Below are 25,009 nucleotides of genomic sequence, written 5' to 3'. Positions count from 1 at the left end.
ACTGGCCGGGTCTATCCATCCCCACGAGGAGAACGGCACCCATTCCTATGGCCTCGGTCACGTCCCTCAGCGACAACGTCCAGCAGCACCTCGCGTCCGCTCTCTCGGCCACCCTGCCGGAGGCCGCCGGCGCGGACCCGCTGCTGCGACGAAGCGACCGGGCCGACTTCCAGGCCAACGGCATCCTGGCCCTGGCCAAGAAGGCGAAGGCGAACCCCCGGGAGCTGGCGGCGCAGGTCGTCTCCCGGGTGGTGACGGGTGACGTGATCAAGGACGTCGAGGTCTCCGGCCCCGGCTTCCTCAACATCACGGTCGCGGACCGGGCGATCACCGGGAACCTGGCCGCGCGGTACGCGGACGAGGCGGGCCGCCTCGGCGTGCCGCTCGCCGAACAGCCGGGCACGACGGTGATCGACTACGCCCAGCCGAACGTGGCGAAGGAGATGCACGTCGGGCACCTGCGGTCCGCGGTGATCGGCGACTCCGTCGTCCAGCTGCTGGAGTTCACCGGCGAGAACGTGGTCCGGCGGCACCACATCGGCGACTGGGGCACCCAGTTCGGCATGCTGATCCAGTACCTGGACGAGCACCCGCACGAGCTGGACCACAAGGAGTCCGAGGTGAGCGGCGAGGAGGCGATGTCGAACCTCGACCGCCTCTACAAGGCCGCGCGGAGGAAGTTCGACTCCGACGAGGAGTTCAAGACGCGGGCGCGCCGCCGGGTGGTCGACCTCCAGGCGGGGGACCCGGCCACGCTCGCGATGTGGCAGAAGTTCGTGGACGAGTCGAAGATCTACTTCTTCTCCGTCTTCGAGAAGCTGGACATGGAGATCCGGGACGCGGACATCGTCGGCGAGTCCGGGTACAACGACATGCTGGCGGAGACCTGCCGCCTCCTGGAGGAGTCGGGTGTCGCGGTCCGCTCGGAGGGCGCCCTGTGCGTCTTCTTCGAGGACATCAAGGGCCCGGACGGCAACCCGGTCCCGCTGATCGTGCAGAAGTCGGACGGCGGCTACGGCTACGCGGCCACCGACCTGTCCGCGATCCGCGACCGCGTCTTCAACCTGAAGGCGAACACCCTGCTGTACGTGGTGGACGCCCGGCAGGCCCTGCACTTCCGGATGGTCTTCGAGACCGCCCGCCGGGCCGGCTGGCTGAACGAGGACGTGACGGCGGTGCAGCTGGCCTTCGGCACGGTCCTCGGCAAGGACGGCAAGCCGTTCAAGACGCGTGAGGGCGAGACGGTCCGCCTGGTCGACCTGCTGGACGAGGCGATCGACCGTGCCTCGGCCGTGGTCCGGGAGAAGGCGCAGGACCTGTCGGAGGAGGAGATCGCCGAACGGGGCGCCCAGGTGGGCATCGGCGCGGTGAAGTACGCGGACCTGTCGACGTCGGCGAACCGGGACTACAAGTTCGACCTGGACCAGATGGTCTCGCTGAACGGCGACACGTCCGTCTACCTCCAGTACGCCTACGCCCGTATCCAGTCGATCCTGCGCAAGGCGGGCGAGGTCCGTCCGGCGGCCCACCCGGAGCTGGACCTGGCCGACGCCGAGCGCGCCCTCGGCCTCCACCTGGACTCCTTCGCGGAGACGGTCCGGGAGGCGGCCGCGGAGTACGCCCCGCACAAGCTGGCGGCGTACCTGTACCAGCTGGCGTCGCTGTTCACGTCGTTCTACGACAAGTGCCCGGTGATCAAGCCGGCGCCGCCGAAGGACATCGCCGAGAACCGCCTCTTCCTCTGCGACGTCACGGCCCGGACCCTGCAGCGGGGCATGGCCCTGCTGGGCATCCGGACGCCCGAGAAGCTCTGACCGAGCACGGTACGACGCCGGCGGCCCGCCCTCACTCCGGGGGCGGGCCGTCGGCTGTCTGGGCGTCCAGGAGTTCGCGCGCGCGGCGCACGTAGGCCTCGCGTACGGAGTCCGGGGCGAGGACGCGCAGCGGGGTGGCGAGGCCCAGGAGGTACCGGGCGAGCCCGTCGGGGTCGGGTCCGCCGATGTCCACGATCGTCGCGTCCGGGCCGTCGGGGCGGTGGGTGCCGACGGTGGCGGGTACGACGCGCAGCGCCTGTGCCACCGGCAGCGGGAGCCGGACGGTGGCGGACAGGGGGTACGGCCCGTTGGCGGTGTTGCGGGAGACGAGCTGGGCCGGGTCGGGCGGGTCGGTGAGGTCCACCGGGTGCCCGGTGGGCTGGAGCCGCTCGACGCGGTCGGCGCGGAAGGTCCGCCACCCGCGTGCCGTGTCCCGGGCGACGAAGTACCAGCGCCGTCCGGTGTGGACGAGCCGGTACGGATCGACGTCGCGGACCGTGTGCCGGTCCTGCCCGTCGCGGTACGACAGCCGGGCGCGCTCACCGCGCCGGCAGGCGGCGGCCAGTTCCAGCAGCGTGCCGGGCCGCAGCTGCGGCTCCTCGGGCCAGGGCAGCCGGACCAGGGCGTCGTCCCACTCGCCGAGCCGCTCGGCGATCCGGGGTGGCAGCACCTGGCGGAGCTTGAGCAGTGCCGACAGCGCGGCCTGGTCCCCGCCGAGTGCTCCGTCGAGCGCGGCACCCCGCAGGCCGACGGCCACGGCGAGGGCCTCCTCGTCGTCCAGGATCAGCGGTGGCACGCGTGCGCCGGGCCGGAGCCGGTAACCGCCCCAGGGCCCGGCCTCGGAGTCGACGGTGTACCCGAGTTCCCGCAGCCTGGCGATGTCCCGCCGCACGGTGCGGTCGGTGACGGCCATCCGGTCGGCGAGTTCGGCACAGGTCCAGGAGGGGCGGGCGGCGAGCAGCGAGAGCAGCCGCAGCAGGCGGGCGGAGGCGCTGAGCACGGGGAGAGTTTTCCACACGGGCGGACACGACCAGGACCGAATCTGTCCGCATCAGGCCCTACGGTCGTTCCATGACCACGGAGACCACTTCGCAGACCGCTTCCCCCACGCCCGCGTTCCGCTACGCCGCCGTCACCTTCGACTGCGCCGACCCGGTCGAACTGTCCCGGTTCTACAGCGAGATGTTCGGCCTGTCCGTCGCCTTCTCCTCCGACGACTTCGTCTTCCTCGGCGGCAAGGACGGCACGGCGGGCCTGGGCTTCAACCGCCTCGCCGACTACCGCCGCCCCACCTGGCCGGACCCCGCCCAGGAGAAGCAGGCGCACATCGAGGTGGGTGTGGACGACCTGGACGAGGCCGAGGCCCACCTGCTCACGCTGGGCGCGACCAAGCCGGAGTCCCAGCCGCAGCCGGACCGGTGGCGCGTGCTGCTGGACCCGGCGGGCCACCCGTTCTGCATCACCACGCTGGTCTGACCCGCGGGCGGCCGGCCGAGCCCCCTCGTCGGCAACGAACCGGCAGGTCAAGGGCGTTGTCAGTGGCCGGCCCTACAGTCACGGGTATGGCGACTCTTCCCAACCCGCTGCCCCGGCTGGCCACCGACCCCAGTGGGCGTTCCCTGGGCCTTCGACTACCGCCCGGCAGGCTGGTGGACGAGACGGACGAGGGGCGCTGGCACGAGCCCCTGCTGTGGCTGGCGGACAAGCCCGCCGCGCCCGGCACGTGGAAGGCGCTCGGTGCTCCGGCCGGACGTGCCGGGTTGCTTCCGGTGCTCGTGGACGCGGGCGGGGCCATGGCCGGGCCGGAGGAGTGGGAGCTGAGCCCGGGCCTCATGTCGTATCCGGGGGATCACGACGCCGAGGAGGTCCTCGCGGAGTACTGGGAGGAGGAGATCGGGGTCGGGGAGGACGAGGAGGGGATTCAGCCGTTCGGGAGGGGCTGGCCGGGGCTCGCCGGTGCCTGCTCGCTCGCCGCCGATCCGGACAGCCGGGCCGCCCGGGTGGCGGACATGCTGTCGGACGGTACGCGGCCCTGGCCGAAGGAGCCGCGTCTGGCGCTGGTTCCGGCCCGCCGGTCCGCCGACATACCGGCGGTGATCGGGTGGCCTGGGCCGCTGAACTACGACAGCGACGTGGCCCGGCTCTGCGCGGTCCTGCGCTCCTGGGAGGACCGCTTCGGCATACGGGTCACGGCGCTCGGCTACGACACCCTGGCCGTGTCGGTCGCGGCTCCGCCGACCGGCGCGGCACAGGCCGAGGCGGTGGCGGCGGAGCACTTCGCGTTCTGCCCGACGGACGGCACCACGACGTTGCGGGAGTACGCCGAGGAGCTGGTCGGCGCCCCGAGCTGGTCCTTCTGGTGGGACTGACCCGCAGGCGTCACTCCGCCTCCGGGGCCGGTCGCCACTTCCGGCCGCCGAGCGGGAAGGCGTACGCGGGCCGTCCGTTGCTGCCGCTGGTGCGGAACGGGCGGCCGGCGTCGTCGACCACCAGCGTGCCGTGCCGGTCGCCGCTGGACCAGGAGAGTTCCAGGTACCAGCTGACGTCGTAGGCGGACGCGTCGGCCGTGACGCGGAAGACCTCCGGGTCCGACTGGCTCACCTTGAACGGGAAGCCGCGGCTTCCGGCCTCCGGTACGGGCGCGGGGCGCATCGCGTCCAGGGCGACCGTGAAGGAACGGGTCGGCACGCCGCCGCCGCAGCCGACGCCGGGGTAGCCCATGGCGTAGTCGTTCCAGGCGAGCGGGGTCCGCTTGCCCGCCATCCGCACGGACAGCTTCTCCAGCACGACGGTCCGGCTGCCGGTGCCCTGCACGGTGAAGGTGACGTACTGCTCGCCTGCCGAGACCGCCTGGTGCACGTCGACCCAGGCGGGGGCGTCCTGTTCCAGCGGGGGCGGGGCGACTGCGGCGGGCGGACGGTCGATCAGGTAGTGCTGGGAGCAGGGGGTCTGCCAGCTGAAGGGGTGCGTGGTGACCGTGAGGGGCGGTGCCTCCGCCGTGGCGCCGTCCCCGGTCGCGGCCGCGTCCGGGCTGCTCTGCGGGGTGCCGGTCCGGGGGGCGGGTGCCTTGGCGGAGGGGGAGGGGGAGGCCGGGCGGGTGGCGGACCGGCGCGGCGCGGGGCTCCCGGCCGTCGGCGTGGGCGGGGCCCCGGCCCGGGCTGCGGACTCCACGGTGGCCGTGGCGCCCTTGGCGGCCTTGCCGTCCTGTTTCCCGTCGTCCGAGGGGAGGTTGAGGGCGACCGCGACGCCGCCGAGCAGCGCGGTGACGGTGAGGGCGGAGAGGAGGACGAGCCGGCGCCGGCGCCGTGGACGGACCGGCACCGGATCCGGATCCGGAACCGGCACCGCCTCGGCCACCGGCTCCCGCACCGCCTTCTCGACCACCGCGGCCCGTTCGTCTGCCGCGGCTTCTGCCTCTGCCGCTGCCGCCTGCGCCCGCGCGTCCGGTACCGCCCGGGGCTCCTTCCGCCCCCGTCCCGCGTCCGCCAGCACCCACCGCCGGTGCAGTTCGAGGAGTTCCTCCGGAGTGGCCCGGCACAGCCGGGCGAACCGCTCCACGGGCGCGTAGTCCGCCGGTACGGCGTCCCCGTTGCAGTACCGGTGGAGCGTCGAGGTGCTCAGGTGGAGCCGCTTGGCGAGCGTGCCGTAGCTGTGCCCGGAGCGGTTCTTCAGCTCCCGCAGAAGCTCGGCGAAAGCGCTCCCACCAGGGCCGTCCGACACCGTTTCCCCCATCCCTCGTCCTCCCCCTCATCCCAGCCCGGCGTTCCAGGCAGGGATCATTTCCACAGGTCAGAGCCGGTGTGAGCGTTCCAGCGTCCCGGATGGCCGACGGGTGCTGGCGGCCGGGACGGACGGGCCCACAGGCTGTGGTCATCCAAGCACGGCCACCGGCCCAGCCCGAAAGAGGACTTGCCATGCGTATGCGCCACATCCGTCTGTTCGCCGCGACCGGCACCGCCGTCGCCGCCCTCGCGCTCACGGCGTGCGGCAGCGGGACGGGGACCGAGGACGAGGGCGCCTCCCGGCCGGCGGCGACGACTGACACGCCCGCGTCGAAGACCCCGAAGACCGGCACCGAAGGCACCGGCGGCCGGGTCGCGAACGGCACGCCCGTGGCCCGCACCCACACGCCCCCCACCCGTCCGGAAGCGACCCCCACCCGCAGCGGCGGGAGCACCCGGACCGCGAGCTCGCTGGTGCTGTGCAACGGCACCAACACCACCGTCACCGCCCAGCCGCTCAACCGTCCCCTCAACCACATGCTGCTGACGGTGAAGAACACGGGCGGCCGGACGTGCGAGCTGCCGTACTACCCGGTGCTCCGCTTCGACCGGATGCAGTGGGTGCCGCAGGCGGACGAGGACACCCAGCCGCAGGCCGTGGTCAGCCTGGCGCCCGGCGAGTCGGGGTACGCGGGCGTGCTGCTGTCGGCCGCCGACGGCAGCGGCACCGGCGGGACGACCGCCCGCAAGCTGACGGTGGCCTTCCAGGGGCTCACCCCGAACAGCAGCGGCGGCCCGTCGGCGACCCCGGTCCTGCCCGCCAAGGGCGTCTACTACGACAGCGCGCTGAAGGTGACGTACTGGCAGCAGGACCTGGACGCCATCACCGCCTGGTGAGCGGCTCGCCGACTAGCGCAGCTTCTGGGCCGCCTCGGTGGCCCAGTAGGTGAGGATGTTCCGCGCGCCGGCCCGCTTGATGCCGGTGAGGGTCTCGAAGATCGCCTGGTCCCGGTCGATCCAGCCCTTCTCGGCGGCGGCCTCGACCATCGCGTACTCGCCGGAGATCTGGTAGGCGGCGACGGGCACGTCCACGGCGTCCGCGACCCGGGCGAGGATGTCGAGGTAGGGGCCGGCCGGCTTGACCATGACCATGTCGGCGCCCTCGGCCAGGTCCAGCTCCAGCTCCCGCAGGGACTCGCGCCAGTTGGCGGGGTCCTGCTGGTAGGTCTTGCGGTCGCCCTTGAGGGAGGAGGCGACGGCCTCGCGGAAGGGGCCGAAGAAGGCGGAGGAGTACTTGACGGTGTAGGCGAGGATCGCGACGTCCTCGCGGCCGATCTGGTCGAGCGCGTCGCGGATGACGCCGATCTGACCGTCCATCATGCCGCTCGGGCCGACGACGTGGGCACCGGCGTCGGCCTGCACCTGCGCCATCTCGGCGTACCGCTCCAGGGTGGCGTCGTTGTCGACGCGGCCCTCGGCGTCCAGCACCCCGCAGTGCCCGTGGTCGGTGAACTCGTCCAGGCACAGGTCGGACATGACGAGCAGGTCGTCGCCGACCTCGGCGCGGACGTCCCGCAGGGCGACCTGGAGGATCCCGTCCGGGTCGGTGCCGGCCGTGCCCTGGGCGTCCTTCTTCCCGTCCTCCGGCACGCCGAACAGCATGATCCCGGAGACCCCGGCCTCCACGGCCTCCAGCGCGGCCTTCTTCAGGCTGTCCCGGGTGTGCTGCACGACCCCGGGCATCGCCCCGATCGGCACCGGCTCGCCGACGCCCTCCCGGACGAACGCCGGAAGGATGAGGTCGGCGGGGTGCAGCCGGGTCTCGGCGACCATGCGGCGCATGACGGGGGTGGTGCGCAGCCGTCGAGGACGCGTACCGGGGAAGGATCCGTACTTCGTCATGCCCTCTACGCTACGCCCGCCCGGACCGCGCCTTTGCCGACGCGGTGTCGACGCGGTGGCGACGCGAAGAGACGGGGCGTCCCAAGGGAACGCCCCGTCTCTCTCAGCCGTCGTACGGCCGCACGCTCACGTCGTGGACCGACGCCGCCGTGCCCCCGGCCGCCGCTCGCTGGGCCGGGTCACCGGGTCGCCCGCCTCCAGTGCGGCGGCGCGGCGCTTCATGCCGAAGTCGGCGAGGGCCTCGGCCAGCTTGTGGACGGACGGCTCCGGAGCCATCACGTCCACCCGGAGACCGTGCTCCTCCGCCGTCTTCGCCGTCGCCGGGCCGATGCACGCGATGACCGTCACGTTGTGCGGCTTGCCCGCGATGCCGACCAGGTTGCGGACCGTGGAGGAGGACGTGAAGAGGACCGCGTCGAAGCCGCCGCCCTTGATCGCCTCGCGGGTCTCCGCCGGGGGCGGCGAGGCACGGACGGTGCGGTACGCCGTCACGTCGTCGACCTCCCAGCCCAGCTCGATCAGACCGGCGACCAGGGTCTCGGTCGCGATGTCGGCGCGGGGCAGGAAGACGCGGTCGATCGGATCGAAGACCGGGTCGTAGGGGGGCCAGTCCTCCAGGAGGCCGGCCGCCGACTGCTCGCCCGACGGCACCAGGTCCGGCTTCACGCCGAAGGCGATCAGCGCCTTGGCCGTCTGCTCGCCCACCGCGGCGACCTTGATGCCCGCGAAGGCACGGGCGTCGAGGCCGTACTCCTCGAACTTCTCGCGGACGGCCCTCACCGCGTTGACCGAGGTGAACGCGATCCACTCGTAGCGGCCCGTCACCAGGCCCTTGACCGCGCGTTCCATCTGCTGCGGGGTGCGCGGGGGCTCCACCGCGATCGTCGGGACCTCGTGCGGCACCGCGCCGTAGGACCGCAGCTGGTCGGAGAGCGACGCCGCCTGCTCCTTCGTCCGCGGCACGAGCACCTTCCAGCCGAACAGCGGCTTGGACTCGAACCACGACAGCTGGTCGCGCCGGGCGGCGGCACTGCGCTCGCCGACCACGGCTATCACCGGCCGGCTCCCGTCGGGGGACGGGAGGACCTTCGCCTGCTTCAGGGTCTGCGCGATCGTGCCGAGGGTCGCCGTCCAGGTGCGCTGGCGGGTCGTCGTACCGGCGATCGTGACCGTGAGGGGGGTGTCGGGCTTGCGGCCCGCCGAGACCAGTTCGCCCGCCGCGGCCGCCACCGAGTCCAGGGTGGTCGAGACGACGACCGTGCCGTCGGAGGCGCCGACCTCGGTCCAGCAGCGGTCCGAGGCGGTGCGGGCGTCCACGAACCGGACGTCCGCGCCCTCGGCGCCGCGCAGCGGCACACCGGCGTACGCGGGCACGCCGACCGCGGCCGCGACACCGGGGACGACCTCGAAGGGCACCCCGGCGGCGGCGCAGGCGAGCATTTCCTCCGCCGCGCACGTATCGAGTCCCGGGTCCCCGGACACGGCACGGACGACCCGCCTGCCGCCCCGCGCGGCCTCCATGACAAGATGAGCGGCATCCCGGGCAGCAGCGGGGACAGCGGCGGGTGTTGACGTGCCGTCAACGACCGTCAGCTGGGGCGTGCCCGGCGGGGACACCGCAGAGGAGTCCGTGTCCGTCTGCACGACGGAGACGCCCTGCCGCGCGTGCGTCCGGATCACGTCGAGCACCTCGTGCTCGGCGATCAGGACGTCCGCGTGCGACAGCGCCTCCACGGCGCGCAGAGTCAGCAGTCCCGGATCTCCGGGTCCGGCACCGAGGAAGGTGACGTGCCCGTGTTCAGGACCGGCGGCAGGAAGGGCGGTGGGGCTCACTGTGCTTGCTCCCCCATCAGACCGGCCGCGCCCTGGGCAAGCATCTCGGTGGCGAGTTCGCGACCGAGTGCCATCGCCTGGTCGTGCGTCTGGGGCACGGGACCGGTGGTGGACAGCTGCACCATGCGGGTGCCGTCGGTCGTGCCGACGACGCCGCGCAGGCGCATTTCCTTGACAAACTGCCCGTCGGCATGGGGGTCCCCCCGCTCGAGCGGAGCCGAGAGTGGGGGAAGGTCGGCCAGCGCGCCGACAGGTGCGCTGCATCCGGCCTCCAGGGCGGCGAGCAGTGACCGCTCGGCGGTGACGGCGGCCCGCGTGAACGGGTCGTCCAGCTCGCCGAGCGCGGCGACGAGATCCGCGTTGTCCGCGGCGCACTCGATCGCCAGGGCCCCCTGGCCGGGGGCGGGCAGAACCGTGTCGACCGACAGGAAGTCGGTCACCTCGTCGATGCGGCCGATCCGGTTGAGGCCGGCGGCGGCCAGCACGACCGCGTCCAGTTCGCCGTCGTGGACGTACCGGATGCGGGTGTCGACGTTGCCGCGGATCGGGACCGTCTCGATGTCCAGTCCGTGGGCGCGGGCGTACGCGTTCAACTGCGCCATGCGACGCGGCGCACCGGTGCCGATGCGCGCTCCGCGCGGCAGGTCGGTGAACTTCAGCGCGTCGCGCGCGACGATCACGTCCCGCGGGTCCTCGCGCACCGGTACGGCGGCCAGGACCAGGTCCTCGGGCTGCGCGGTCGGGAGGTCCTTGAGCGAATGAACCGCGAAGTCCACCTCGCCCTTGAGCAGTGCGTCACGCAGCGCCGTGACGAACACGCCGGTGCCGCCGATCTGCGCGAGCGCCTCCCGGGAGACGTCACCGTACGTGGTGATCTCGACCAGCTCGACGGGACGCCCGGTCACCTGGCGGACGGCCTCGGCCACCTGCCCGGACTGGGCCATGGCGAGCTTGCTGCGCCTGGTCCCCAGTCTCAAAGCCTTCTCACTCATGCCGGTCGGTCCTTCGTGTCTGTGCTGTCCCCGGCCCGGGAGACGGCTGCCACCGTCTCGGAGTCGAGGTCGAACAGGGTGCGCAGCGCGTCCGCGTACCCGGCGCCGCCGGGCTCGGCCGCGAGCTGCTTGACCCGTACGGTCGGCGCGTGCAGCAGCTTGTCGACCACCCGGTGCACGGCCTGGCGGATCTCGCCGCGCTGGCGTTCGTCCAGGTCGGGCAGGCGGCCGTCGAGGCGGGCGATCTCGCCGGCGACGACGTCGGCGGCCATGGCGCGCAGCGCGACCACGGTGGGCGTGATGTGCGCCGCCCGCTGTGCCGCGCCGAAGGCCGCGACCTCGTCGGAGACGATACGCCGGACCTGGTCCACGTCGGCCGCCATGGGCGCGTCGGCGGAGGCCTCCGCGAGCGACTCGATGTCGACCAGGCGGACCCCGGCCAGCCGGTGCACGGCCGCGTCGATGTCGCGGGGCATGGCCAGGTCGAGGAGGAAGACGGAGGGGGCCGGACGCTCGGCGACCGGTTCCGGCCTGCGCCGCTCGGGGATCCGGCCGACGGTGGCGGCGGTCGCGGCGAGCGCGGTGATCAGCTCGGCGTCCGCCTCGGGGGTACGGCGCTCCCGGCGGTCGATCGTGCTGCCCGCGACCCAGGCCGCGTGCTGCTCCAGGGTGGCCGCGTCCATGCCGGCCACGGCGGCCTCGCCCATGAGGGAGAAGCCGGGCTGTGCGGCGGCGAGGTCCAGCGGACAGTTCTCGTCGGCGGCGGCCGTCAGCGGCGCCTTGGCCTGGACGGGCGTACGAGCGGTGCCGGCGATCTCGGTGGCGGGGGCGCCGGTGCGGCCCTCGACGGCCTGCGCGACCGCCTCCGCCGTGAGCACCAGCCCCGTCGCCCCGGTACAGGAGACGACGACGTCGGCACGTGTCAGCTCGGCGGCCACCGCGTTCATGGGCACCGCGCGGGCGGTCACCGCGTTCTCGTCGGACTCGGCGAGGATCCGCGCGAGCCGCTCGGCGCGCTCGAAGGTCCGGTTGGCGACGACCACCTCGGCGACCCCGGCGCGCGCGAGCGTCGCGGCGGCCAGGGACGACATCGACCCGGCGCCGATGACCAGCGCGGTGCGGCCCAGGGCCCACGCGCGCACGTCGCCGCCCGCGGCCAGCTGCTCCAGGCCGAAGGTGACCAGGGACTGCCCGGCGCGGTCGATGCCGGTCTCGGAGTGGGCGCGCTTGCCGACCCTGAGGGCCTGCTGGAACAGGTCGTTCAGCAGCTTGCCCGCGGTGTGCAGCTCCTGGGTGCGGGCCAGGGAGTCCTTGATCTGGCCGAGGATCTGGCCCTCGCCGACGACCATCGAGTCCAGGCCGCAGGCCACCGAGAACAGGTGGTGGACGGCCCGGTCCTCGTAGTGGACGTACAGATAGGGGGTCAGTTCCTCCAGGCCGACGCCGCTGTGCTGGGCGAGCAGCGTGGACAGCTCGGCGACACCGGCGTGGAACTTGTCGACGTCGGCGTAGAGCTCGATGCGGTTGCAGGTGGCGAGCACCGCGGCCTCGGTGGCGGGCTCGGCGGCGACCGTGTCCTGGAGCAGCTTGGTCTGGGCGTCCGCGCTCAGCGCGGCCCGCTCCAGCACGCTGACCGGGGCGCTGCGGTGGCTGAGGCCTACGACGAGGAGGCTCATGCCGGCATCACGGCGGGGACGTCCCCGTCGGGCCCCTGGTCGGAGGAGGTGCCGGCGGACACGCCCCGGGGTGCGGCGGCGGGCAGCGCGCCGTCGCCCGCGGCGGTCTCCTCGCCGGCCTTCCGCTGCTCGTGGAAGGCGAGGATCTGGAGTTCGATCGAGAGGTCGACCTTGCGCACGTCGACGCCGTCCGGGACGGACAGCACGGTCGGCGCGAAGTTCAGGATGGAGGTCACACCGGCGGCCACGAGCCGGTCGCAGACCTGCTGGGCGGCACCGGCGGGGGTGGCGATGACGCCGATGGAGACCCCGTTGTCCTTGATGATCTTCTCGAGGTCGTCGGTGTGCTGCACCGGGATGCCCGCGACCGGCTTGCCGGCCATGGCGGGATCGGCGTCGATGAGCGCGGCGACCCGGAAGCCGCGGGAGGCGAAACCGCCGTAGTTGGCGAGCGCGGCGCCGAGGTTGCCGATACCGACGATCACAACCGGCCAGTCCTGGGTCAGGCCGAGTTCACGGGAGATCTGGTAGACGAGATACTCCACGTCGTAGCCGACACCGCGCGTTCCGTAGGAGCCCAGGTACGAGAAGTCCTTGCGCAGCTTCGCGGAGTTGACCCCCGCCGCCGCGGCCAGCTCCTCGGAGGAGACCGTGGGCACCGAGCGCTCCGACAGCGCGGTCAGGGCTCGGAGGTACAGCGGAAGCCGGGCGACGGTGGCCTCGGGAATCCCTCGGCTACGGGTCGCCGGTCGGTGTGTTCGGCCAGTTGCCACGGTGCTCCTGCGGGTAGAGCGGGGCTGCAGGCGGTCATACGTCCCCAGACCGCCCCGTCGACAGCAGGCTATGTCTTTGTGAACGCGTGCACAAAGATGGTGTCCGATTTGCCCGGCAGAAGTGACCGGGGTCACGCGGGTTTCGCGCCCCGGCCGGGAACCGGCGCATACGCACAGGCGTTCCTTCATTACTGGGGGCAAAACCGCACACACTCCTCACGAATCCCGCCCCCGAGACCAAACCGCCGTCGATCCTAAGCGACTTTCCGGCCTGTTTGGACTAGTCGGTCAGTGCACGACGCAGTCGTTCCTCGTTCACGCGCCAGAAGGTGTGCTGTTCACCGTCGATGAGCACGACGGGGATCTGCTCCCAGTAGCGGTCGTGGAGTTCCCGGTCCTCGGTGATGTCCTTCGGCTCCCACGGCACTCCCAGGTCGCCGCACACCTTCTCGATCACCACCTGCGCGTCGTCGCAGAGATGACAGCCGGGCTTGCGGATGAGCGTGACCAGCCGCGCGCGCGGCTCGGCCCTGCGTCGGAAGAGGGGACTCATACCGGCCATTCTCGCCCCGTCCGCGCCCGTTCCGGACCGGATTCCGGATCGCTTCTTTCACGGCGGGGCCGCACAGAGTTCACACCGCGCCAACCTCGCGACGCCGGAACCACCGAACAGACTGGCTATGCTCACGTCATGGCCGCTCTCGGATGGCTCACTCCCCGTAGGCGCTCCGCCACGGCGCGGAGCGTGTTGGCAGGCGAGGCCTCGGCGGAGGCTGCCCGCAAGTCCTCACAGGAGGCCCCGCCGGCGAAGCCGGAGGAACCGGACTTCCCCGTGCTCGGCGACGACAGGGCGGCCGCCTTCTTCGACCTGGACAACACCGTCATGCAGGGCGCCGCGCTGTTCCACTTCGGCCGGGGGCTGTACAAGCGGAAGTTCTTCGAGACCCGTGACCTGGCCAGATTCGCCTGGCAGCAGGCCTGGTTCAGGCTGGCCGGGGTCGAGGACCCGGAACACATGCAGGACGCCCGCGACTCCGCGCTGTCGATCGTCAAGGGCCACCGGGTCGCCGAACTGGAGTCCATCGGCGAGGAGATCTACGACGAGTACATGGCCGACCGGATCTGGCCCGGCACCCGCGCCCTCGCCCAGGCCCACCTGGACGCCGGGCAGAAGGTGTGGCTGGTCACCGCGGCCCCGGTCGAGATCGCCCAGGTGATCGCCCGCCGCCTCGGCCTGACCGGCGCGCTCGGCACGGTCGCCGAGTCCGTCGACGGCGTGTACACCGGCAAGCTGGTGGGCGAGCCGCTGCACGGCCCGGCCAAGGCGGAGGCGGTCCGCGCCCTCGCCGCGGGGGAGGGCCTGGACCTCGCCCGCTGCGCCGCCTACAGCGACAGCCACAACGACATCCCCATGCTGTCCCTGGTCGGCCACCCCTACGCCATCAACCCCGACGCCAAGCTCCGCAGGCACGCCCGCGAGAAGGACTGGCGCCTGCGGGACTACCGCACCGGCCGCAAGGCGGCGAAGGTCGGCATCCCGGCGGCGGCGGGCGTCGGCGCGGTCGCCGGCGGCACGGCGGCGGCGATCGCCCTCAGCCGCCGCCGCCGCTGACCCCTGCCGGAACCCGTCCGGGACGCCCACCCCTCTCCCGTCGGGGGGCGCTCGCCCCTCCCCCCGGGGCGCTCGCCGCGCCGCGCTCCGCGCGCTTTGAACGCGCTCGTGTACATCACCCCGTTCAACACGCCCCGCACTTCACCGAAACACGCCGTTTTCCGGTCAACAAGTGATCACGTTACGGAACTTGACCCGCCACCAAACGGCCATAGAAGCGACGCAATCGATGATTTGAGCAACTCGGTGTAGCAGGGCCTGTACGAAGCGTTATTCTCCTCAAACGCAAACCGGTACCCCTCCGTCGCCACGACGGGTGAACGGTCCCGCACTGCACGTGATGGAAGCTCTGCCTCTGGGAGTCCCGTGTACCCACACGTCGGGGTTGACGCCTCGGGCCTGGCTACGCTGCGCGCAACGATCGCGACGGTCAAAGAGACGCTGCGCGGCGTCGTCCCCACCGCGTACGCCGTCCCCGCCTTCGCCGCCGCCGCGCCAGCGGGCCCGTGCTACGCACTGGCCGACGGCGGCGCCGCCGTCGGCAGACGAGGGCGTGCCACCGGCGCGGCCACCACCCGCCGACCGGCCGCCGACAGCGACAGCGCCCGGATGATGGATCTCGTCGAACGCGCCCAGGCCGGCGAGGCCGAGGCCTTCGGGCGCCTCTACGACCAGTACAGCGACACCGTCTACCGGTACATCTACTACCGCGTCGGCGGCCGCGCGACCGCCGAGGACCTCACCAGCGAGACCTTTCTGCGGGCGCTCAGAAGGATCGGCACCTTCACCTGGCAGGGCCGCGACTTCGGTGCCTGGCTGGTCACCATCGCGCGGAACCTGGTCGCCGACCACTTCAAGTCCAGCCGCTTCCGGCTGGAGGTCACCACCGGCGAGATGCTGGACGCCAACGAGGTCGAGCGCTCCCCGGAGGACTCCGTCCTGGAGTCCCTGTCGAACGCCGCCCTGCTCGACGCCGTACGGCGGCTCAACCCGCAGCAGCAGGAGTGCGTGACGCTCCGCTTCCTCCAGGGCCTCTCGGTCGCCGAGACCGCCCGGGTCATGGGCAAGAACGAGGGGGCCATCAAGACCCTCCAGTACCGCGCCGTACGCACGCTCGCCCGGCTGCTGCCGGACGACGCCCGCTGACCAGGTGACCGCAGGCGACGACCAACTCACTTACGGTGAAAGTCCGTTGCCTTTCCGATCCGGTCGTCCGCCGTCCGTAACCCAAGTGCCGCGCCAGTCGTTGTGCGGGATACAGGCTCCCTGTGGTCACGTCCTGGCCGGCCCCGATCACTCGATCGTGGGAAGCGGTCAGGGACGTGCAACCCTCAGGACCCCCTGGGGAGTCGACCGTCATGACGAGAGGAGGTGCCGCCAGTGATCGCGAACGTATCGGCGCACCGGCGGGCGAACGCCTTCGCCCAGGCCCTGGAGGAGCAGTCCGACCGGGACACGGCGGCCGAGCAGTCCGACAGCCCGGCGGGATCGCCGCCGACCCCCGAGGAACGCTCCGGGCAGGGCGAGCTGCTGGCCCTGGCGACGGGACTCGGCGCGCTGCCCAAGCCGCAGCTCGACCCGGAGGTCAAGGTCGTCCAACGGGCCCAGCTGGTGGCCGCGATGGAGGCCATGCTCCAGGAGGGGGCCGGGGCGGTGGACGCGTCGGTACCGAAGCAGAAGGGGAGCGAAGCGACTTCCCTGGAAGGGCGGTGGCGGGAGACGGGCGAGCGTTCTCACCGTGCGAAGGGCGCGCACCGGGCGAGTCCGCTGGGCAAGCTCCGCCCGCGCACCAGGCTGACCAAGGGCCTCGCGGCCGGCGGACTCAGCGTGGGCGTGGCCGCCGGGGCCTTCGGCGGGGTCGCCGCCGCCAGCTCCGACGCCCTTCCCGGCGACTCGCTGTACGGCCTGAAACGCGGCATCGAGGACTTCAAGCTCAACTACCTGACCGACGGCGACGACCAGCGCGGCCAGACCTACCTCGACCAGGCCTCCACCCGGCTCAGCGAGGCCCGCCGGCTGCTGGAGCGTGGGCGGGGCGGCCACCTGGACCACGAGTCCATCGGCGAGATCCGCCGCACCCTGTCCGGGATGCAGCACGATGTCACCGAGGGTCACCGCCTGCTCCACGCGGCCTACGAGGCCGACCCGGACTCCCTCGGTCCCATCCAGGCGCTGTCCGCGTTCTCCCGCTCGCACCGCGAGGCGTGGAGCGCGCTCAGCGACAGGCTGCCCGTGCAGCTGGGCGATGTGAAACAGCAGGTGTCCTCGGTCTTCGACGCCATAGACGAAGAGGTCGCCCCGCTGCAGTCGCTGCTCCCGCCGTCGCCGGCCCAGACCGGCGGAGGCAGCCGTCAGGGCGGCGGCTCCGGCCCCTCGTCCACCGGCTCCGCCGGCAGCCACCGCTCGCACCCGCCCGCCTCCGCCGGCAGCACCCCGTCCGCCGGCAAGCACACCGGCACCGGCTCCCCGAGCGGCTCGGCCACCGGCAGCAGCGGCGAGGGCCTCATCGGGGGCGACACGGGCGGCCTGCTCAACCCGCCGAAGACCGGGTCGGAGGGCAGCTCCCCGTCCGCCGGCAAGACCCTCCCGGGTCAGCCGGACGTCACCATCCCGCCGCTCATCCCCGACCTGCTCCCGGGTCTGGGCATCGACAGCGAGGACACGGACTAGCGGCCCGTGATCACGTCGGGGGCGCCCCTATCCGAGCAGGGGCGCCCCCGACGCCGTACACGGACCCGCACCAGGAGACCACCGAGGAGAACGAGGGCTCAGAAGAACACCGACCGACGCTGCACCAGCAGCTTGTACAGCGTGTGCTGGATCTGCTCCCGTACCTGGTCGGTCAGGTTGAACATCAGCATCGGATCCTCCGCGGCCTCCGGCGGATACCCGTCCGTCGGGATCGGTTCGCCGAACTGGATCGTCCACTTGGTGGGCAGCGGAATCGCACCCAGCGGCCCCAGCCACGGAAACGTCGGCGTCAGCGGGAAGTACGGGAAGCCCAGCACCCGCGCCAGCGTCTTGGCGTTGCCGATCATCGGGTAGATCTCCTCCGCCCCGACGATCGAGCACGGAATGATCGGCGCCCCCTGCCGCAGGGCCGTGGAGACGAAACCGCCCCGGCCGAACCGCTGGAGCTTGTACCGCTCGCTGAAAGGTTTCCCGATGCCCTTGAACCCCTCCGGCATCACCCCGACCAGCTCGCCCTGGCCCAGCAGCCGCTCCGCGTCCTCCGCGCAGGCGAGCGTGTGCCCCAGCTTGCGGGCCAGCTCGTTCACCACCGGCAGCACGAAGACGAGGTCGGCGGCGAGCAGCCGCAGGTGCCGGCCGGCCGGGTGCCGGTCGTGCACCGCCACCTGCATCATCAGGCCGTCCAGCGGCAGCGTGCCCGAGTGGTTGGCGACGATCAGCGCCCCGCCCTCGGCCGGGATGTTCTCGATGCCCTTCACGTCGACCCGGAAGTACTTCTCGTACACCGGCCGCAGCAGCGACATCAGGACCTGGTCGGTCAGCTCCTCGTCGTAACCGAAGTCGTCGACCTCGTACTCCCCGGTCAGCCGCCGCCGCAGGAAGGCCAGCCCGGCCGCCACCCGCCGCTCCAGGCCGCCGTCCCCGCCGCCGCTCTCCGCGGGCTCCGGCGACTGCTCCTCACCGCTCACGGGACCGTCCTCCCGCACCCGCTCCCGGCCCGGCAGGGGCTGGACGGAACCGGCCTCGCCGCGCCTGCTCCCCCCGGCCCGGCGCCGCGCCGGGCGCTGCGCGGCGCCCGCGCGGGACCGGTCGTCGTCGAACGGAATGACCTTGGCGTCCGCCATCGTTGCCGCTCTCCTCAGTTGGCGCTGTGCGTCTGGGGGTGGCCGCCCGCCCTCGCGGTCAGCGCGGCGAGCCGGTCCACGGTCGCCGCGAGGGTCTCCGGCGGCAGCAGCCCGGGTCCCTGGCCGCGCGCGAAGTCCGCGAAGGCCTCGGCCGTCGTGTGGCGGGGCGTGAAGCCCAGCGTCTCGCGCATCTGGACGGTGTCCACCACCCGCCCGTGGGTGAGCAGCCGGATCTGCTCCGGCGAGAAGTCCGTCATACCGAGCGTACGCACCAGGGAGCCGGCCCAGGTGACCGCGGGCAGCAGCAACGGCACGGTGGGGCGTCCGAGCCGCCGGGAGCACTGCGAGAGCAGCAGCACCCCGTCCCCGGCGATGTTGAAGGTGCCGCTGTTGAGGGTGCCCCGGCGCGGCTCGTGGGAGGCGATCCGCAGCACCTCGATCACGTCGTCCTCGTGCACGAACTGCAGCCGGGGGTCGTAGCCGAACACGGTCGGCAGGACGGGCAGCGCGAAGTACGAGGCGAGCGGGGTGTCCGCGGTGGGACCGAGGATGTTGGCGAACCGCAGCACGCACACGGCGACGTCCGGCCGCCGCCGGGCGAAACCGCGCACGTACCCCTCGACCTCGACGGCGTCCTTCGCGAAGCCTCCGCTCGGCAGCGACTTGGGCGGGGTGGTCTCGGTGAAGACGGCCGGATCGCGCGGTGCGGAGCCGTAGACGTTCGTACTGGACTTCACCACCAGCCGTCGCACGGCCGGCGACTTCTGGCAGGCGCCGAGCAGCTGCATGGTGCCGATGACGTTGGTCTCCTTGACCGTGGCCCGGCTGCCGCCGCCGAGGGCGGTACCGGTCACGTCCATGTGGACGACCGTGTCGGCGCCGGTCTCGGCGAGTACGCGGGCGATGGTCGGCTGCCGGATGTCGGCCTGGATGAAGTCGGCTCCGCCCAGATGGTGGGCCGGGGGCACCGCGTCCACCGCGATGACACGGTCGACCTCCGGGTCCCGCTGGATCCGCCGTACGAACCGGCCGCCCAGTTGCCGGGCCACTCCGGTGACGAGCACGACCCTTCCCAAGATCAGCGCCTTCCTTCCCGCGTAACCGGTATCCCGCGTTCCCCGTGTGCGGCCAACCTAGCCGGTCGATGTCGCCCTGTGACGACCCGTGGTGCACGCGGTGACGGAATTTCCCCCATCGGTACATGCCGGGGGTCGGCCCCCGGCGGAACATGCCTGTGGCCCCCCACCAGTGCTGGTGGGGGGCCACAGCTGTACGCCCGCGGCGCGGCCGCTTTCGTAACACCCCCGCTGACGCGGGGGACGACATCACTTCTTGTTACGACGCTGCACGCGCGTGCGCTTGAGCAGCTTGCGGTGCTTCTTCTTGGCCATCCGCTTACGCCGCTTCTTGATAACAGAGCCCACGACTACCCTCGCTCACTTCTCATGTCTCGGTTGTTTGGGCGCCATGGGCCCACACGACCTACGAGGGGCTAGCCTACCCAACCGAGCGCCGAGGTCGTAATCGAGGGGGAACCCCCGGGTCACCCGGGGGTCGTCGTCAGGCCGTCTCCACCCCCACATAGCTGTCGCGGAGGTACTCGTGTACCGCTTGCTCCGGGACGCGGAACGAACGTCCCACCCGGATCGCGGGCAGATGACCGCTGTGCACCAGGCGGTACACGGTCATCTTCGACACTCGCATCACCGAGGCGACTTCCGCCACGGTAAGGAACTGAACCTCGTTCAGAGGCCTCTCGCCAGCTGCAGCCATGACACACCTGAACCTTCCGCACTCGACGGCCACCGGCTTCCCCTTCCGGTGACTCTTCGTCGTTGCGTGCTCACTCCCCAGACTAGGGGCGGGTGATGCGAGTGGGGAAGAGGTGCACCCATCGGCGGCCTACTGTGACAGACACGCTCGATTGAGCACGTAGCGGGCCAGCGGCCGGTAGTGAGCAGACCGCACCGCGTCATCAACCGGAACGACGACGGACACCCGCCCCTCGGCCTCCCCGACGAACAGCGCGGGATCGTCGGTGTCGGCCAGCCCGATGGCCTCGAACCCCAGCTGACCTGCACCGCAGACCCATCCGTGGTCGCCGACGACCAGCTCGGGAAGGGGCCCGCCGGCCGCCGCCGCGGCGTCGAGCGCGACCCGAACCGGGAGGGGCGAATGGGTGTGGGCGCCCGGCTCACGACCGGGGCGCTCGCTCGCCGGTTCCCGCACCAGCCCCACCCCTCGTACGTAGTCGAGGTGGTGGGGACGTAGACCGAACCGGGTCAATATGTCGACACAGCGACCCTGCGCTGGGGTGAGGACCTCACATCCCGCCGCCGACAAGGCGTCCGCAAGACCGGCGTAGAAATCCAGCAGCCGGTGCGGGTGCCCCGTCCCCAGCAGCACGGGCGCACCGCTTCGGGCCACCGCCCGGATGCGTCCGGCGAAGGCGTCCAGCGCGGCGAGGGTCCGCTCCGGATCGATCACGTCCGGTCCGGCCGTGTGCCGGGGGTCGCCCGAAACCCCGCACTTCCGCGCCATCAGCCCGATCAGATCCCGGAACTCCCAGGGGCCTTCGGGATCGATCCCGATCAGCGCGCGCGGGTCCCGGGCCGCGAACAGCCGATAGCTCCGCAGGCTGTCCTCCCGCGAGGTCCCCACCACCCCGGCCAGCCGAGCGGCCACCAGATGCGCACGGAGACGGGCGGGGGACCACACGGATGCGATGGTGACCCACCGGGAGCCCGGGCGGGGCGGAAACGGCGGGAACGCCGCACGTTTGGCCTAATGCCGACCGCGCACCCACGGCGGCGCTACGGCAGCAGCCCCCGCAGCGGGAACACGGCCCGTCGCGTCGCCAGCACGGCCTGGTCCACGCGGTCGGCGGGGTCGTACCCGGCCTCCCACTCCTCGTACGCCACCGGCCACCGCCCGTCCGTCATCCGCTGCGGCCCCAACTGACGGGTACGCGCGAACACGTCCTGGCGCCAGCTCTCGGGGATCACCGCCTCCGGCGCCACCGGCCTTCCCGCCGCGATGCCCACCAGGTGCGTCCACGACCGCGGTACGACGTCCACCACCGCGTATCCGCCCCCGCCCAGCGCGACCCACCGGCCCCCCGCGTACGCGTGCGCCAGCTCGTGGCAGGCCACCTGCACCGCCCGCTGCGCGTCCAGCGAGACGGCCAGATGGGCGAGCGGATCCTCGAAGTGCGTGTCGGCCCCGTGCTGGGTGACCAGGACCTGCGGCCGGAACTCGGCGAGCAGTTCCGGCACCACCGCGTGGAAGGCCCGTACCCAGCCCGCGTCCCCGGTCCCGGCCGGCAGCGCCAGGTTGACCGCGGTCCCCTCCCCCGCGCCCGCCCCGGTCTCCTCCGGCCACCCGGTCTGCGGGAACAACGTCCGGGGGTGCTCGTGCAGCGAGATGGTCAGCACCCGCGGGTCCTCCCAGAACGCGGCCTGCACCCCGTCCCCGTGGTGGACGTCGACGTCGACGTAGGCGACCCGCTCGGCGCCCAGCTCCAGCAGCCGCGCGATCGCCAGGGAGGCGTCGTTGTAGATGCAGAACCCGGACGCACCGCCCGGCATCGCGTGGTGGAGCCCGCCCGCGAAGTTCACGGCGTGCTCGGCGTCCCCCCGCCACACCGCCTCCGCCGCGCCCACCGACTGCCCCGCGATCAGCGCGGACACCTCGTGCATCCCGGCGAACGCGGGATCGTCGAGCGTACCGAGCCCGTACGCCCCGTCCGCGCCCGCCGGATCCGCCGACGCGGCCTTCACGGCGTCGATGTAGTCCTCCCGGTGGACCAGCCGGAGCGTCGACTCGCCGGCCGGTTTGGCCGCGACGACCTCCACCTCCCGGTCGAGCCCGAAGGCACCGACCAGCCGGCGGGTCAGGTCCAGCCGGACCGGATCCATCGGATGGCTCGGTCCGAAGTCATAGCCCGTTACTGCCTCGTCCCACATCAGCTGTGCGCGGCCGCTCATGTCCGCCACCGTATCGGTCCGGTTGAGGGGCGAACGACCTGGCGTACCCCATGGTCACCAGCACCAACACCATCGGCACCAGCATGGCCCCCCGGTAGCTCCAGGCGTCTCCGAGCGCCCCGACCAACGGCGAACCGATCAGGAAGCCCACGTAGTTGAAGATGTTCAGCCGCGCGACCGCGGCGTCGGAGGCCCCGGGGAACAGCCTGCCCGCCGCCGCGAAGGTCTGCGGCACGAGCACACACAGCCCCAGTCCCAGCAGGGTGAACCCGAGCATCCCGACCCAGGCGCCGGGTGCCACGGCCACCACCGCGAATCCGCCGGCCGCGACCAGCGACCCGAGCCGCACGACCGTCACCGCCCCGAACCGCCGTACCCCCGAGTCCCCGAGCGCCCGCCCCGCGAGCGTGGTCACCATGTACACGTTGTACGGCACGGTCGCCAGCTGTTCCGAGCTGCCCAGCACGTCCTTCAGGTACTTCGCGCTCCAGTTGGAGACGGTCGAGTCCCCGATGTACGCGAAGGTCATTACCAGGCACAGCGGCAGCAGCAGCTTGAAGACGACGCCCCCGCCGACGCCCCCGCCGTCGGCCGGGACCCCCCGCCCGGGCGCCGGGTCCCCGTCGACGTACCACCGGCTCCCCACCAGCGTCGTCGGCAGCAGCACGGCCACCACCGGCAGGTACGGCACCCACAGCGCGAGATGCCAGTGCGCCCCGGCCCAGGCCAGCGACGCCCCGAGGATCCCGCCCAGGCTGTAGGCGGCGTGGAAGCTGAGCATGATGCTGCGCCCGTACGACCGCTGGAGACTGACCCCGAGCATGTTCATGGACGCGTCCAGCGCCCCCACCGCCAGGCCGAAGACGCCGAGCGCCGCCGCGAGCCCGGCCACCTGTCCCTGCCCGCCCGCCCCGACGTCGAGCAGTGCCAGCAGCACCACCGGCTGGGACCAGCGCAGCAGCCGGCTGGGCCGGATCCGTTTCACCAGCTGCTCGGTCGTCACGCTGCCGATCCCGGCGAGGACCGGCACGGCGGCCAGGAAGGCCGGGAGCAGCGCGTCGGAGACGCCGTACCGGTCCTGGACGGCCGGGATGCGCGTCACCAGCAGGGCGAAGGCGACGCCCTGGGCGAAGAAGCCGAACGCCAAAGAGGCCCTGCCGCGCCGCAGCACATCAGTCATGGCGGCGAGCGTAGGGCCCCTGGCTACCTGTGGGTAGATCCGGCCAAAGATGAAATTCGCTCAGCTTCGGCCGTTCCCGGGCGGTGATCAGGCGGCGACGGCCAGCGTGGGCTGCTGCTCCCGGCCGGCCTGCGTCTCGGCCGCGAGCATCCGCTCCATCGGCCCGACGGCGAGTCCACCGCTGACCACGAACGCGAGCGCCATCGCGGCGACCATGAAGACGGTGCCCAGCCACACCATGGTGTCGACGGGCACGGTGTAGGCGCCGACGACCCGCGCGACGCACTCGGCGAGCAGAGCCAGACCCCACACCACGGAGAACGCGCGCTCCTTGGACCGGAAGGCGGCCGACTCGGCGGCCGTCCCGGACATCAGCCGCTGCCAGGCGGCCTCCTTGTCCGCGTCGCCCTTCACGAGGAAGGGCTTCATGCCCGCGGTCATCATCGGCCTGCCGAGCCACACGGAGACCAGGATCCCGATGGCGACCGTGCTGCTGATCCCGCTGTCCTTGGCGAGCATCAGCCGCGGGTCGCCGGAGAGGAAGCTCAGCAGCAGCGAGACGACGTTCACGACGAGGATGAGACCCGCCAGCCCGTTGGCCGTCCGCTTCTTCACCAGGCCCCACACCGTCCGCACCGCGGGTACGACGCTGCTCCAGGCGAGCGCCGCGAAGGTGCTCATCCCGAAGGCCTCCTTGAGGAGGTAGTACGAGCCGAGCGGCACCGCCACGTCGACGAGCAGCGGCTTGAAGTTGTCCAGCACGCTCGGCTTGCGGCCCTGGTTCCCCGTCTTCTTCGTCATGCCCCCAGCTTCGCCGTCGGACGGGGTCGGGCAGTAGGAACGATCGTCCGCAGCTCCGCATGACAAATGTCAGCACGGGCCCCGGCCCCTGGTCATACCAGCAGGTCAGCCAACGCCCCCATGTCCCCGAAGAGTTGGGCGGCACCCGCGAGCCGCGCCGCCGGCGTCATGGCGGTGAACCCGTACACGTCCATCCCGGCCGCCACGGCGGCCTGTACGCCCAGCGGGGAGTCCTCCACGACCACACACCGCTCGGGGGCCACCCCCATCCGCTCGGCGGCGTACAGGAACAGGTCCGGCGCCGGTTTGCCCCGCCCCACGTCCTCCGAGCTGAAAACGCGCTCCTTGGTGAACCACCGGTCGAGCCCGGTCGTCCGGTGCCCCACCCGTATCCGCGCGTGACTCCCGGAGGAGGCCACGCAGTACGGCACCCCGTCCGCGGCCAGCTTCTCCAGTACACCGGTCACGCCGGCCACGGGCCGCAACTCCCTCTCGAACGCGGCGAACACCCGCCGGTGGAAGACCTCGTCGAAGTCAGCCGGCAGCCGCTGTCCCGTCCGCTCCAGGATCAGCTCGTGGACGCGGTGCATCGCCGACCCCATGTAGTCGCGTATGGAGTCCTCGTACGTGGTCGGGTGGCCCAACTCGGTGAGATAGGCGGACAGAAGCCGGTTGGACAGGGGCTCGCTGTCCACGAGGACACCGTCGTTGTCGAAGATGACGAGGTCATAGCGCATGCCGAAGACCTTAATCGACCGTAAACGCGAAAAACCCCCGCATCGACCCGATGCGGGGGTTTTCCCAAAAATTGTTCGGCGGCGTCCTACTCTCCCACAGGGTCCCCCCTGCAGTACCATCGGCGCTGTGAGGCTTAGCTTCCGGGTTCGGAATGTAACCGGGCGT

24 protein-coding genes and 1 rRNA gene are annotated in these 25,009 nt (G+C 72.1%); 7 read left to right on the top strand and 18 right to left on the bottom strand.

Going from position 1 to position 25,009, the window contains the following annotated elements; all coding sequences use genetic code 11:
- Window positions 1–47 precede the first annotated feature (47 nt).
- Window positions 48–1,814: an arginine--tRNA ligase gene (gene argS / locus ACZ7N4_RS24930; RefSeq protein WP_471361528.1), complete on the top strand. Its 1,767-nt coding sequence runs from the start codon at window positions 48–50 to the stop codon at window positions 1,812–1,814.
- A gap of 31 nt (window positions 1,815–1,845) precedes the next feature.
- On the opposite strand, the gene ACZ7N4_RS24925 is transcribed toward argS, so the two are convergent.
- Entirely contained in the window at window positions 1,846–2,814 is a 969-nt protein-coding gene (locus ACZ7N4_RS24925; RefSeq protein ID WP_471361526.1) for a helix-turn-helix transcriptional regulator, read from the bottom strand.
- Window positions 2,815–2,885: 71 nt separating this feature from the next.
- Between ACZ7N4_RS24925 and ACZ7N4_RS24920 the strand changes: the two genes are divergently transcribed.
- On the top strand, window positions 2,886–3,290 hold the full coding sequence (locus tag ACZ7N4_RS24920) for a VOC family protein (RefSeq protein WP_471361523.1): 405 nt from the start codon (window positions 2,886–2,888) through the stop codon (window positions 3,288–3,290).
- An 86-nt stretch (window positions 3,291–3,376) separates the two neighbouring features.
- Entirely contained in the window at window positions 3,377–4,183 is an 807-nt protein-coding gene (locus ACZ7N4_RS24915; RefSeq protein ID WP_471361521.1) for a DUF4253 domain-containing protein, read from the top strand.
- 10 nt (window positions 4,184–4,193) lie between these two features.
- On the opposite strand, the gene ACZ7N4_RS24910 is transcribed toward ACZ7N4_RS24915, so the two are convergent.
- Entirely contained in the window at window positions 4,194–5,546 is a 1,353-nt protein-coding gene (locus tag ACZ7N4_RS24910; RefSeq protein WP_471361518.1) for a helix-turn-helix domain-containing protein, read from the bottom strand.
- A 188-nt stretch (window positions 5,547–5,734) separates the two neighbouring features.
- Here ACZ7N4_RS24910 and ACZ7N4_RS24905 point away from each other — a divergent pair, with 188 nt between their 5' ends.
- The gene (locus tag ACZ7N4_RS24905) at window positions 5,735–6,433 is read left to right on the top strand and encodes a DUF4232 domain-containing protein (RefSeq protein ID WP_471361515.1); all 699 of its coding nucleotides are present in this window, start codon (window positions 5,735–5,737) and stop codon (window positions 6,431–6,433) included.
- A 12-nt stretch (window positions 6,434–6,445) separates the two neighbouring features.
- Here ACZ7N4_RS24905 and hemB read toward each other — a convergent pair whose 3' ends face one another.
- The 6 genes from hemB to ACZ7N4_RS24875 form a co-directional block, all read right to left on the bottom strand.
- A complete protein-coding gene (hemB, locus tag ACZ7N4_RS24900; protein WP_471361511.1) occupies window positions 6,446–7,438 on the bottom strand; it encodes a porphobilinogen synthase in 993 nt (330 codons plus the stop codon).
- Window positions 7,439–7,564: 126 nt separating this feature from the next.
- A complete protein-coding gene (locus ACZ7N4_RS24895) occupies window positions 7,565–9,271 on the bottom strand; it encodes a bifunctional uroporphyrinogen-III C-methyltransferase/uroporphyrinogen-III synthase (RefSeq protein ID WP_471361509.1) in 1,707 nt (568 codons plus the stop codon).
- Window positions 9,268–10,263: a hydroxymethylbilane synthase gene (hemC, locus tag ACZ7N4_RS24890; protein ID WP_471361506.1), complete on the bottom strand. Its 996-nt coding sequence runs from the start codon at window positions 10,261–10,263 to the stop codon at window positions 9,268–9,270. Before hemC ends, ACZ7N4_RS24895 begins: the two co-directional genes overlap by 4 nt.
- The gene (locus ACZ7N4_RS24885; RefSeq protein WP_471361504.1) at window positions 10,260–11,939 is read right to left on the bottom strand and encodes a glutamyl-tRNA reductase; all 1,680 of its coding nucleotides are present in this window, start codon (window positions 11,937–11,939) and stop codon (window positions 10,260–10,262) included. Before ACZ7N4_RS24885 ends, hemC begins: the two co-directional genes overlap by 4 nt.
- Window positions 11,936–12,712, bottom strand: a complete 777-nt coding sequence (locus ACZ7N4_RS24880) for a redox-sensing transcriptional repressor Rex (RefSeq protein ID WP_471361501.1) — start codon at window positions 12,710–12,712, stop codon at window positions 11,936–11,938. Before ACZ7N4_RS24880 ends, ACZ7N4_RS24885 begins: the two co-directional genes overlap by 4 nt.
- A 280-nt stretch (window positions 12,713–12,992) precedes the next feature.
- Window positions 12,993–13,274 (bottom strand): glutaredoxin family protein, encoded by a 282-nt coding sequence (locus ACZ7N4_RS24875; RefSeq protein WP_392817708.1) that lies wholly within the window; start codon window positions 13,272–13,274, stop codon window positions 12,993–12,995.
- A gap of 129 nt (window positions 13,275–13,403) precedes the next feature.
- Between ACZ7N4_RS24875 and ACZ7N4_RS24870 the strand changes: the two genes are divergently transcribed.
- From ACZ7N4_RS24870 to ACZ7N4_RS24860, 3 genes are all read left to right on the top strand, one after another.
- Complete coding sequence (locus ACZ7N4_RS24870) at window positions 13,404–14,324, top strand: HAD family hydrolase (protein ID WP_471361499.1); 921 nt, start codon at window positions 13,404–13,406, stop codon at window positions 14,322–14,324.
- Window positions 14,325–14,690: 366 nt separating this feature from the next.
- A complete protein-coding gene (locus ACZ7N4_RS24865) occupies window positions 14,691–15,470 on the top strand; it encodes an ECF subfamily RNA polymerase sigma factor, BldN family (protein ID WP_471361497.1) in 780 nt (259 codons plus the stop codon).
- Window positions 15,471–15,704: 234 nt separating this feature from the next.
- Window positions 15,705–16,994, top strand: a complete 1,290-nt coding sequence (locus tag ACZ7N4_RS24860; RefSeq protein WP_471361494.1) for a DUF5667 domain-containing protein — start codon at window positions 15,705–15,707, stop codon at window positions 16,992–16,994.
- A gap of 98 nt (window positions 16,995–17,092) precedes the next feature.
- Here ACZ7N4_RS24860 and ACZ7N4_RS24855 read toward each other — a convergent pair whose 3' ends face one another.
- The 10 genes from ACZ7N4_RS24855 to rrf form a co-directional block, all read right to left on the bottom strand.
- Window positions 17,093–18,139, bottom strand: coding sequence for a lysophospholipid acyltransferase family protein (locus ACZ7N4_RS24855; protein ID WP_471361492.1), 1,047 nt, complete (start codon window positions 18,137–18,139; stop codon window positions 17,093–17,095).
- Between the two features lie 14 nt (window positions 18,140–18,153).
- Entirely contained in the window at window positions 18,154–19,215 is a 1,062-nt protein-coding gene (locus tag ACZ7N4_RS24850) for an NAD-dependent epimerase/dehydratase family protein (RefSeq protein ID WP_471361490.1), read from the bottom strand.
- 249 nt (window positions 19,216–19,464) lie between these two features.
- The gene (locus ACZ7N4_RS24845; protein ID WP_003948845.1) at window positions 19,465–19,563 is read right to left on the bottom strand and encodes a 30S ribosomal protein bS22; all 99 of its coding nucleotides are present in this window, start codon (window positions 19,561–19,563) and stop codon (window positions 19,465–19,467) included.
- Between the two features lie 136 nt (window positions 19,564–19,699).
- A complete protein-coding gene (locus ACZ7N4_RS24840) occupies window positions 19,700–19,912 on the bottom strand; it encodes a helix-turn-helix domain-containing protein (protein ID WP_121791081.1) in 213 nt (70 codons plus the stop codon).
- Between the two features lie 129 nt (window positions 19,913–20,041).
- Entirely contained in the window at window positions 20,042–20,857 is an 816-nt protein-coding gene (locus ACZ7N4_RS24835) for a phosphatase (protein WP_471361487.1), read from the bottom strand.
- Between the two features lie 95 nt (window positions 20,858–20,952).
- Complete coding sequence (locus tag ACZ7N4_RS24830; RefSeq protein ID WP_471361484.1) at window positions 20,953–22,125, bottom strand: acetoin utilization protein AcuC; 1,173 nt, start codon at window positions 22,123–22,125, stop codon at window positions 20,953–20,955.
- Window positions 22,076–23,305, bottom strand: coding sequence for an MFS transporter (locus tag ACZ7N4_RS24825; protein WP_471361482.1), 1,230 nt, complete (start codon window positions 23,303–23,305; stop codon window positions 22,076–22,078). The genes ACZ7N4_RS24830 and ACZ7N4_RS24825 overlap by 50 nt, the downstream gene beginning before the upstream one ends.
- 87 nt (window positions 23,306–23,392) lie before the next feature.
- Window positions 23,393–24,106 (bottom strand): VC0807 family protein, encoded by a 714-nt coding sequence (locus tag ACZ7N4_RS24820; RefSeq protein WP_471361479.1) that lies wholly within the window; start codon window positions 24,104–24,106, stop codon window positions 23,393–23,395.
- A gap of 92 nt (window positions 24,107–24,198) precedes the next feature.
- Entirely contained in the window at window positions 24,199–24,843 is a 645-nt protein-coding gene (locus tag ACZ7N4_RS24815) for an HAD family hydrolase (protein WP_471361477.1), read from the bottom strand.
- Window positions 24,844–24,916: 73 nt separating this feature from the next.
- A 5S ribosomal RNA gene (gene rrf, locus ACZ7N4_RS24810) occupies window positions 24,917–25,009 on the bottom strand; the annotation flags it as partial.

This window comes from Streptomyces sp. NPDC107654, assembly GCF_055639035.1.
The sequence above is the reverse complement of the archived record's forward strand: the minus strand, read 5'-3'. Positions and strand labels throughout refer to the sequence as shown.

Excerpts from the sequence above, each read along its gene's own strand:
- ACZ7N4_RS24840 (WP_121791081.1), bottom strand. The coding sequence starts at position 19,912 with ATGGCTGCAGCTGGCGAGAGGCCTCTGAACGAGGTTCAGTTCCTTACC.
- ACZ7N4_RS24830 (WP_471361484.1), bottom strand. The coding sequence starts at position 22,125 with ATGAGCGGCCGCGCACAGCTGATGTGGGACGAGGCAGTAACGGGCTAT.
- ACZ7N4_RS24885 (WP_471361504.1), bottom strand. The coding sequence starts at position 11,939 with ATGAGCCTCCTCGTCGTAGGCCTCAGCCACCGCAGCGCCCCGGTCAGC.
- argS (WP_471361528.1), top strand. The coding sequence starts at position 48 with ATGGCCTCGGTCACGTCCCTCAGCGACAACGTCCAGCAGCACCTCGCG.
- hemC (WP_471361506.1), bottom strand. The coding sequence starts at position 10,263 with ATGAGTGAGAAGGCTTTGAGACTGGGGACCAGGCGCAGCAAGCTCGCC.
- ACZ7N4_RS24905 (WP_471361515.1), top strand. The coding sequence starts at position 5,735 with ATGCGCCACATCCGTCTGTTCGCCGCGACCGGCACCGCCGTCGCCGCC.
- ACZ7N4_RS24815 (WP_471361477.1), bottom strand. The coding sequence starts at position 24,843 with ATGCGCTATGACCTCGTCATCTTCGACAACGACGGTGTCCTCGTGGAC.
- ACZ7N4_RS24910 (WP_471361518.1), bottom strand. The coding sequence starts at position 5,546 with ATGGGGGAAACGGTGTCGGACGGCCCTGGTGGGAGCGCTTTCGCCGAG.
- ACZ7N4_RS24870 (WP_471361499.1), top strand. The coding sequence starts at position 13,404 with ATGGCCGCTCTCGGATGGCTCACTCCCCGTAGGCGCTCCGCCACGGCG.
- ACZ7N4_RS24915 (WP_471361521.1), top strand. The coding sequence starts at position 3,377 with ATGGCGACTCTTCCCAACCCGCTGCCCCGGCTGGCCACCGACCCCAGT.
- ACZ7N4_RS24825 (WP_471361482.1), bottom strand. The coding sequence starts at position 23,305 with ATGACTGATGTGCTGCGGCGCGGCAGGGCCTCTTTGGCGTTCGGCTTC.
- ACZ7N4_RS24820 (WP_471361479.1), bottom strand. The coding sequence starts at position 24,106 with ATGACGAAGAAGACGGGGAACCAGGGCCGCAAGCCGAGCGTGCTGGAC.
- ACZ7N4_RS24855 (WP_471361492.1), bottom strand. The coding sequence starts at position 18,139 with ATGGCGGACGCCAAGGTCATTCCGTTCGACGACGACCGGTCCCGCGCG.
- hemB (WP_471361511.1), bottom strand. The coding sequence starts at position 7,438 with ATGACGAAGTACGGATCCTTCCCCGGTACGCGTCCTCGACGGCTGCGC.
- ACZ7N4_RS24875 (WP_392817708.1), bottom strand. The coding sequence starts at position 13,274 with ATGGCCGGTATGAGTCCCCTCTTCCGACGCAGGGCCGAGCCGCGCGCG.
- ACZ7N4_RS24920 (WP_471361523.1), top strand. The coding sequence starts at position 2,886 with ATGACCACGGAGACCACTTCGCAGACCGCTTCCCCCACGCCCGCGTTC.